The sequence below is a fragment of the Vibrio sp. 397 genome, from assembly GCF_033339395.1.
GTDB classification, from domain to species: Bacteria; Pseudomonadota; Gammaproteobacteria; order Enterobacterales; family Vibrionaceae; genus Vibrio; species Vibrio alginolyticus.
Genome location: NZ_JAWOUN010000006.1, coordinates 195,471 through 203,048, shown reverse-complemented (window position 1 = coordinate 203,048; position 7,578 = coordinate 195,471). Strand labels below are relative to the sequence as shown.

At 45.2% G+C, this 7,578-nt stretch carries 7 protein-coding genes; 3 read left to right on the top strand and 4 right to left on the bottom strand.

Annotated features, from left to right (window positions below; translation table 11 throughout):
• Window positions 1-97 precede the first annotated feature (97 nt).
• The 3 genes from R7P36_RS12220 to R7P36_RS12210 all read left to right on the top strand — a co-directional run bounded on the left by R7P36_RS12220 (window position 98) and on the right by R7P36_RS12210 (window position 3,352).
• On the top strand, window positions 98-451 hold the full coding sequence (locus R7P36_RS12220) for a hypothetical protein (protein WP_213899612.1): 354 nt from the start codon (window positions 98-100) through the stop codon (window positions 449-451).
• A 121-nt stretch (window positions 452-572) separates the two neighbouring features.
• Window positions 573-2,573 (top strand): methyl-accepting chemotaxis protein, encoded by a 2,001-nt coding sequence (locus tag R7P36_RS12215; protein WP_213899611.1) that lies wholly within the window; start codon window positions 573-575, stop codon window positions 2,571-2,573.
• 299 nt (window positions 2,574-2,872) lie between these two features.
• The gene (locus R7P36_RS12210; RefSeq protein ID WP_005388254.1) at window positions 2,873-3,352 is read left to right on the top strand and encodes a Dps family protein; all 480 of its coding nucleotides are present in this window, start codon (window positions 2,873-2,875) and stop codon (window positions 3,350-3,352) included.
• A 108-nt stretch (window positions 3,353-3,460) separates the two neighbouring features.
• On the opposite strand, the gene R7P36_RS12205 is transcribed toward R7P36_RS12210, so the two are convergent.
• From R7P36_RS12205 to elbB, 4 genes are all read right to left on the bottom strand, one after another.
• A complete protein-coding gene (locus R7P36_RS12205) occupies window positions 3,461-4,075 on the bottom strand; it encodes an HAD family hydrolase (RefSeq protein ID WP_005388252.1) in 615 nt (204 codons plus the stop codon).
• Between the two features lie 142 nt (window positions 4,076-4,217).
• Entirely contained in the window at window positions 4,218-5,294 is a 1,077-nt protein-coding gene (locus R7P36_RS12200; RefSeq protein ID WP_213899610.1) for a PQQ-dependent sugar dehydrogenase, read from the bottom strand.
• Between the two features lie 149 nt (window positions 5,295-5,443).
• Complete coding sequence (yiaY, locus tag R7P36_RS12195; RefSeq protein ID WP_042521463.1) at window positions 5,444-6,592, bottom strand: L-threonine dehydrogenase; 1,149 nt, start codon at window positions 6,590-6,592, stop codon at window positions 5,444-5,446.
• A gap of 333 nt (window positions 6,593-6,925) precedes the next feature.
• Window positions 6,926-7,576 (bottom strand): isoprenoid biosynthesis glyoxalase ElbB, encoded by a 651-nt coding sequence (gene elbB / locus R7P36_RS12190; RefSeq protein WP_154203939.1) that lies wholly within the window; start codon window positions 7,574-7,576, stop codon window positions 6,926-6,928.
• Between the last annotated feature and the right edge of the window lie 2 nt (window positions 7,577-7,578).

Here is a 7,578-nt window from a genome sequence, read left to right as displayed (position 1 = left end):
CTGAGTTGTTTTCCTTGACCCCGAATCAATGACAACGCTCTGAATCCTGCATCTTGAAGTCACTTGGGTATAAGAGTCATTTACAAGGAGGAGCGACATGTACCGTTATGTCAGTTCGCCAAAAGCGTCGAAGTACATAGTACCGCCACCACAGCATCGTGAGTTGTCTAGTATCGATGTACCAGAGTCGGAACTTGAGATGCGTGAAATTCTGAACAACTGGTTTGCCGATGGATTGGCGCCCATCATTCAAAATGAAGACAATGACATCTCTGCTAATGAGCAACAGCGCTTTGAGCAGCTCAGCCGCACGGTGGGTGTGCTACTGCGTAATAAAGATTACTACTTCGCCACTAAGCGGATTCTTTCGTTGTGGGATCAAGACTGCTTAGAAACGACTTACGTTAATTATCTGATTTTACGTAGTGAGCGCATACCATACTTCAAATAAGCCCTATTTATCGGCTTAAAATAGTGATTTACATGGTTTTCTTAGTAACTTTTGATACCAGTATTTAACATTTTTGTAAACATCGTTATATTTAAGGCTCATCGTTGTCAGGAGTTTATGGATGAACCTTACGATATCAGGGAAGTTGCAGCTCAGTTTTGTGCTGCTAGCCGTACTTTTTATGGCATCAGCGGTATTCACGTATCGCAACGTCACTACCGTAGAGCAATACGCCTCTTCGTTACTTAAATCCGATTTACCGACCGTCGACACCAGTCGCGGTATCCAACAGTCCGTTCAAGCGTCGCTGTCTTCTATTCGAGCCTACATGTTGCTAGGTGGCGATGAAGAGGCGAGCGCACGTCTGAGTGAGGACGTACGCAATATCATGGCATCTACAGACGAGTCGCTTCCAACGTTGCAGGCTCTGATCTCTGAACAGGATTTTCAAGCGATTCAAAGCCAGTGGGACGCGGTAAAAGTCTCTTTGAACAAGCTGATTGAACTTAGCCACAGTGATGAGAACTTACCCGCGCACAACCTCTTTATTAACGAAGCGGCACCCATTGCAGAAGTGGCACTTGATCAGCTTCAAAGCTTAATCAATGAAGAGTCAGGAAACCCATTTGGTGGAGACAGAAAGCGTTTGTTTAAAGTTTACGCGGATAGCTATACCTCGCTCGCCAATGCACTGTCTGCTCTGCGAGATTTCCTGTTGTACGGGCAGCAAGATCATCTGGACAAATACCACGACTTGATTAAGTACCACAATCAGTCTGTGGCGGAAATCGACAGTAAACTCGACAGGCTTACTGATAACGACCAATCATTGTGGTCACTGTTTAAAGAAATGCAGCAACTGTACTTTCCTTTAGCAGAGCAGGTAATTGCATTGCGTCAATCGCCAGAGTGGAACGAATCAAACTTGCTGATGGCGAACGAACTGTTACCAGCAGCGGATGCCCTAGACCAAAGTTTAGAAACGATCGTATTGGCTCAGCAAAGTCGTGCTGATCAAAGTGGAAAGGGTATTAATCAGTCGATCAAGAACGTACTCACCACCATGTTGATTGCAGCGGCATTGGTTTTGTTTGCCGCAGTAGCGATTTCAAAATACATGGGCAATACCATTGGTCGTCGAGTGAAAAACTTATCGGAGCGTGCAAAGACGATCGCTTCAGGGGACGTTTCTCAGCCTCCGCTCACCGTTGTTGGGAAAGATGAATTGGCAGACCTTACCGATTCGATTAACCGCATGAACCAATCGTTAGCGAGCATCGTGGCAGGGGTGAGTGAAAAAGCGCACCAAGTGGATACCAGCATGGGAGCTTTGTTGGAATCGGCGCAAGTCACTTCAGCGAATGTAGAAAAGCAACAGACCAGCATTGTTGAAATGGGAAGCCAATTGGATGAAATCGCTTTAGCCGCGCGTAACACCCTAGATCAAGCCAATCAATCGGTGCAGAAGCTTTCTGACTCAAAAGGCGAGATTGAACAAGGTCGTGATGCTTTAGAGCAAAACAAAGTCACCATGGAAAGCTTGCACGGCAGCATTGAAACCGCGAGTACGCAAGTAACACAGTTAAGCAAAGAGAGCGAAGCCATTGGCCGAGTTACAGAGGTGATTGAAGGCTTAGCAGAACAAACTAACTTACTGGCATTGAATGCCGCGATAGAAGCAGCGCGTGCGGGTGACCAAGGACGAGGCTTTGCGGTTGTGGCGGACGAAGTACGCATGTTAGCGACGCGCACTACTCAATCGACGACAGAAATCAACGGCATCATCAATGCGATTCAACGCTCGACCAATTCTGTGGTTGAGGAGATTGAACACAGTCAATCACTTGCGGAGCAGGGCGCTGAGCACATTGAAAAAGCGGTAACTCGTTTGCTTGTTACTACTGAGCAAATAGGTTCCTTGAATGAACAAATGGCAGAGCTTGCGGCAGCGGCAGAGCAGCAATCTCATGCGACCAATTCGATCACTGGATTGATGTCCGGTATTACTCAATCAGTGGATGAGGTTTCGAATAACAGCCAACGTGCATCAGAGACATCATTGCAAGTAAAAGAGCAAGTTACCGAGCTGAATCAACAGATGGCAACTTTTAAAACGGCGTAGATAAGGTTTACGTCTGTTCATCTACTTTTGAACGTTAACCAAATAGTAAAAAAGCCCAATCCTTTTTACACAAAAAGGGTTGGGGCTTTTTGTTGGATGATACGCCGATATTCGTCTACTTGCTCATTGGATTTAGCTATTTAAATCATAGTTAAAACCAAATTCTCTTCACCGAGCCGGAGTCGTAATATGACTCCATCGGCAGCAAATACTGCAAAAGAATTTTTAAACTTTATACCAATCCCAGTAAGAGAATTGTTAGTTACTACGATTGGTATCATCCTTCTAGGAGCAAGATTATGAACAAACAAGTAAGCCTAATTGGTCTAGACAGCGAACAATCAGCACAACTAGCTCAACAGTTAAATCAACTGCTAGCGCATTACCAAGTGTTGTACATGAACTCTCGCGGTTACCACTGGAATATTAAAGGTGCGCAATTCTTCGAACTGCACGTAAAATTTGAAGAGATCTACACTGATCTACAAACAAAAATCGATGAGCTTGCAGAGCGTATTCTAACTTTGGGTCATACGCCAGCGCACGCATTCAGCAACTACTTGGAAGCAAGTGAAATTAAAGAACATCAAAACGCGACTTCTGGTGAGGAGTGTGTACAAGGTCTGGTTCAAGGCTTTAGCGTTCTACTTCTAAAACAGCGTGAGATTCTACAAAACGCGGGTGAAGCAGATGACGAAGGTACAGCGGCATTGATGGGTGACTACATCCGTGAGCAAGAAAAATTAATGTGGATGCTTAACGCTTACCTACAAGGCTAAGCAGCGCATCACCCAAGCAATCCTTGGGAACGCATGAAACAATCGGGAATAAGTCATAAGGGGCACGTTGGTGCCCCTTTTTTTGTTTGCGTATTTTTTGTGTGTGCTTTATTTGCGTGGTAAGGATTCGAAACGGCTCAATAAATCACTGAGTTCATTAAGCGCCAACGAGGCTGAGTCATTGAAGGTTTCTTGATTCCCATGGTGCACAAGGCAAGAGGGCATCTGCGCGTTATACGCTGCCTGTAAGTCGTAAAGGTAATCGCCGACATAAAGCACTTCATCAGGCATCAAACGCCACTCTTTCGCCAACACCTGTAAAGACAATGGGTCTGGCTTGGGCGGGAAGCATTCACGAGTGATGACTCGCTCCACAGAGATTTGGTTGTGCTCTAGTTTGCGCTGCGTGGCGATTTGGCAGTTGCGCGTCACGATAGCGGTTTTGATTTCATTTTGATGCAAGTGGGCGAGTAATTCATGGCAGCCAATCATTGGAGCAGACTGCTCAGCATCAGAAATCTCGTAATCAAATATCACGTTATGAGCGTGCTCTCGATGATGAGGGTGCTCAAGTGCGTCGACAAAATCCAATAGATCTTCACTCTGCGGACAGCCAAGCTGTTGTCGCAATTCGCCGAAGTTCATATCAGAACTCACCAAGGTGTTGTCTAAATCAAACACCACGGCTTTAATTTTATCGAGCTGTAAAGGGAATGGAATCATAATGACCTCGTACAACTTAACCGAACTATCGTTTTAAAAAACAAAAGGTTATTGTTAAGTTTAGATTCTTCTGCTTAGATTGTACGAAAATAAATCACTAGTACGTCACAAATTAAATAGCCTTAACGATTTTAGTGTTTGATTACCTTTCCTCAAGACGAAAGATTTTGCCGCTGTCGGTAGAAAAATAGATATAGCCATCGGGGCTGATGGTTATATCTCTTACTCGTTCACCAAGACTCTCCATCAATCTTTTTGATTCGGTGAGCTTGCCATTATCAATAGAAACCACGTTGATGTGCGCCAGTTTCAATGCGCCTGCGAGGATTTTCCCGTCCAATTCTGGGTATTTATCACCACGGTACAAAATCATATTACTGGGTGCGATAGAAGGGATGTATACCAGCTTGGGATCTTCCATTCCCGGTAACGACTTAGCTTCCCCAACGTCCAACGGTCCCCAATATTCTTTACCATGAGAGACTTTTGCCCAGCCGTAGTTTGCGCCTTTCTTGATTAGATTAATTTCATCGCCACCGCGTGGTCCATGCTCAATCGACCACAGCTGTTTAGTTGCTTCGTCGTAAAACATACCTTGTGGGTTGCGGTGCCCGTAACTCCATATCTCAGGACGAGCTTCGGAAGGTTTGAATGGGTTGTCTTGTGGAACCGAACCATCAAGGTTAAGGCGAAGAATACTGCCAGCATGGGTTTGAGTGTCTTGCCCATTATCACGTTCGCCACGGTCACCGATTGAGAAGTAAACTTTGTCGTCTACAAATGAAAGTCGACTGCCGTAGTGACGCCCTGTGTCGGTGATGGCATCAGCAACAAAGAGATCGTTCCAACCCACAAGTTGATTGTTTTGCAATTGCGCCGTCGCTAACGCCACCGTATTGCCTTTGCTCGTGCGCTTGCTGTAGGTAAAGAAGAGTTGCGGGTTTTGCTTATCGGCATTCGGTGCGCGCGCGACATCCAATAAGCCGGCTTGTCCACTGGTGTTCACATTGGGGACGTTAAACAGCTTTTGAGGTTTGCCTGTGCTGATATCCAGCAACGAAACCGTACCGTTCTTTTCATTGACAATAACGCGTTGGTTATCTAAAAACTCGATCCCCCAAGGGATCTGAAATCCATTCGCCACCTCGTTCGCGCGGTATTCGGCAGCGTTGGCAGAAAAGGATAAACAAGTGAGTAGGGCAGCAGCAATCGTTCTCATGGTTCCTTCCAATATGAATCGTGTTAATACTTAAAAGCTAACACTAAAAGACTATGTTTGGCAGAGATTCACTTGTATATGAATGTAAAAAATCCCCGATACGAGATCGGGGATTGAATTAAGGCTAGAGAATTGTTTATGTAGCGAGATTACATCGCTTCTTCGAAGATCTTAGAAATTTCTTCGTGAGTTGCTTGTTTAGGGTTAGTGAAACCACAAGCGTCTTTCAGTGCGTTGTCTGCTAGTGTTGGGATGTCTTCTAGTTTCGCACCAAGCTCTTTGATACCTGCTGGGATACCCACATCTTTCGCTAGAGTAACGATAGCGTCGATTGCTGCCGCTGCACCTGCTTCAGCAGACATGCCTTCTACGTTTACGCCCATTGCTTTTGCTACGTCACGTAGACGCTCAGGACATACTTGCGCGTTGTAACGCTGTACGTGAGGTAGAAGAATCGCGTTACAAACACCGTGTGGAAGGTCATAGAAACCACCTAGCTGGTGTGCCATTGCGTGTACGTAACCTAGAGACGCGTTGTTGAATGCCATACCCGCCATGAACTGCGCGTATGCCATTTGTTCACGAGCTTCTAGATCTTCACCGTTTTTCACTGCTGTGCGTAGATAAGCCTGGATAAGCTCAATCGCTTTAATTGCTACCGCATCAGTGATTGGTGTTGCCGCGATAGATACGTAAGCTTCAATCGCGTGAGTTAGGGCATCCATACCTGTTGCCGCAGTTAGCGAAGCAGGCTTAGCGAGCATTAGCTCTGGATCGTTTACCGAGATAAGCGGTGTTGTGTGCTTATCAACGATAGCCATCTTGATGTGACGCTCTTCGTCAGTGATGATGCAGAAACGCGTCATTTCAGATGCAGTACCTGCCGTCGTGTTGATTGCGATAAGTGGCATCATTGGTTTTGCAGACTGGTCTACGCCTTCGTAATCTGCGATTTTGCCGCCGTTAGAAGCAACAAGCGCGATACCTTTCGCACAGTCGTGTGGTGAACCACCACCTAGAGAGACAACGAAGTCACATTCGTTATCAGTAAGAAGTGCTAAGCCGTCGTTAACGTTGCTGATAGTTGGATTTGGTTGAGTGCCATCAAACACAACGGTTGCTACATCGCGCTCAGTGAGAAGGTCTTGAACTTGTTTGACTACACCGATTTGGTTAAGGATCTTATCCGTAACGATCAAACCTTTTTTAAAGCCTTGAGATTGGATGCTGTCTGCTGCGTCTTTCAAACAACCAGCGCCCATTAGGTTTACCGTAGGGATAAAAAATGCACTTGTCATATTGGATAGCTCCGTCGTTATTTTTAATAATCTTTCTTAATTTGCCATTTACTGTCGCACATTCGTTTCCAGATTGAAGTTGATCTGAAGCAAGTTTACCTACTTAGAGGTACTTGCAAGAGAAAAACTGTGACAGTGATCTTGTTGCACTGCGTATAAGTGCAACACTGATATAAAGTAGAACAAATATGAAATTATGGACGCAAACGATTGGCAAAAATTGACTTCTGACGCGGATATATCTCTAAATTCGACTAAAGTATAAAAAACCCCCATTAATAACTTAATTATCAATGGGGATAGGGAAGTGTTTTATAAGCTAACTACTAATAATTAAGCTATTTTAATCAGCTTTGATACTAACTTTTCGATACCTGAGGCCGCTTGAGAGATATTTTCTGCCAACATGTAAGCAGGGGTTGAAAGTACGAGGTGTTTTTCATCAAAAACGATGTCTTCGACAGGGCACGTGGTGTGTTCACCGCCCATTTGATTAAATGCTATTGAGACTGCCTCATCATTGCCTACCGTTCCTTTCACGCCTTGCTCATAAATCATCGGAATAATGACAGGAGAAATACACAGATAGCCAGCTGGTTTTTTCGAATTAGCAAACGCGCGACAAGCTTGAGCTACGTGTGTGTTAATGGAGCACTCTGCACCTGAAACGGCGAAGTCGGTTAAGTTTTTCGCAGCACCAAATCCACCAGGAAGCAGTAGGGCATCGTATTCATCAACGTTAAGTTTGGCAACATCGTCAATGTTTCCGCGTGCGATACGAGCTGATTCGATCAAGACGTTACGGGTTTCATCCATTTCGTCACCAGTTAGGTGATTGATGACGTGGAGTTGGTCAATGTTAGGTGCAAAGCAGTGCCAAGTTGCCCCTGCTTTCTCGATGGCGTAGAGCGCCAACACTGCTTCGTGGATCTCAGAACCGTCGTAAACGCCTGAACCACTTAAAATGACTGCGACTTTTTTCATGT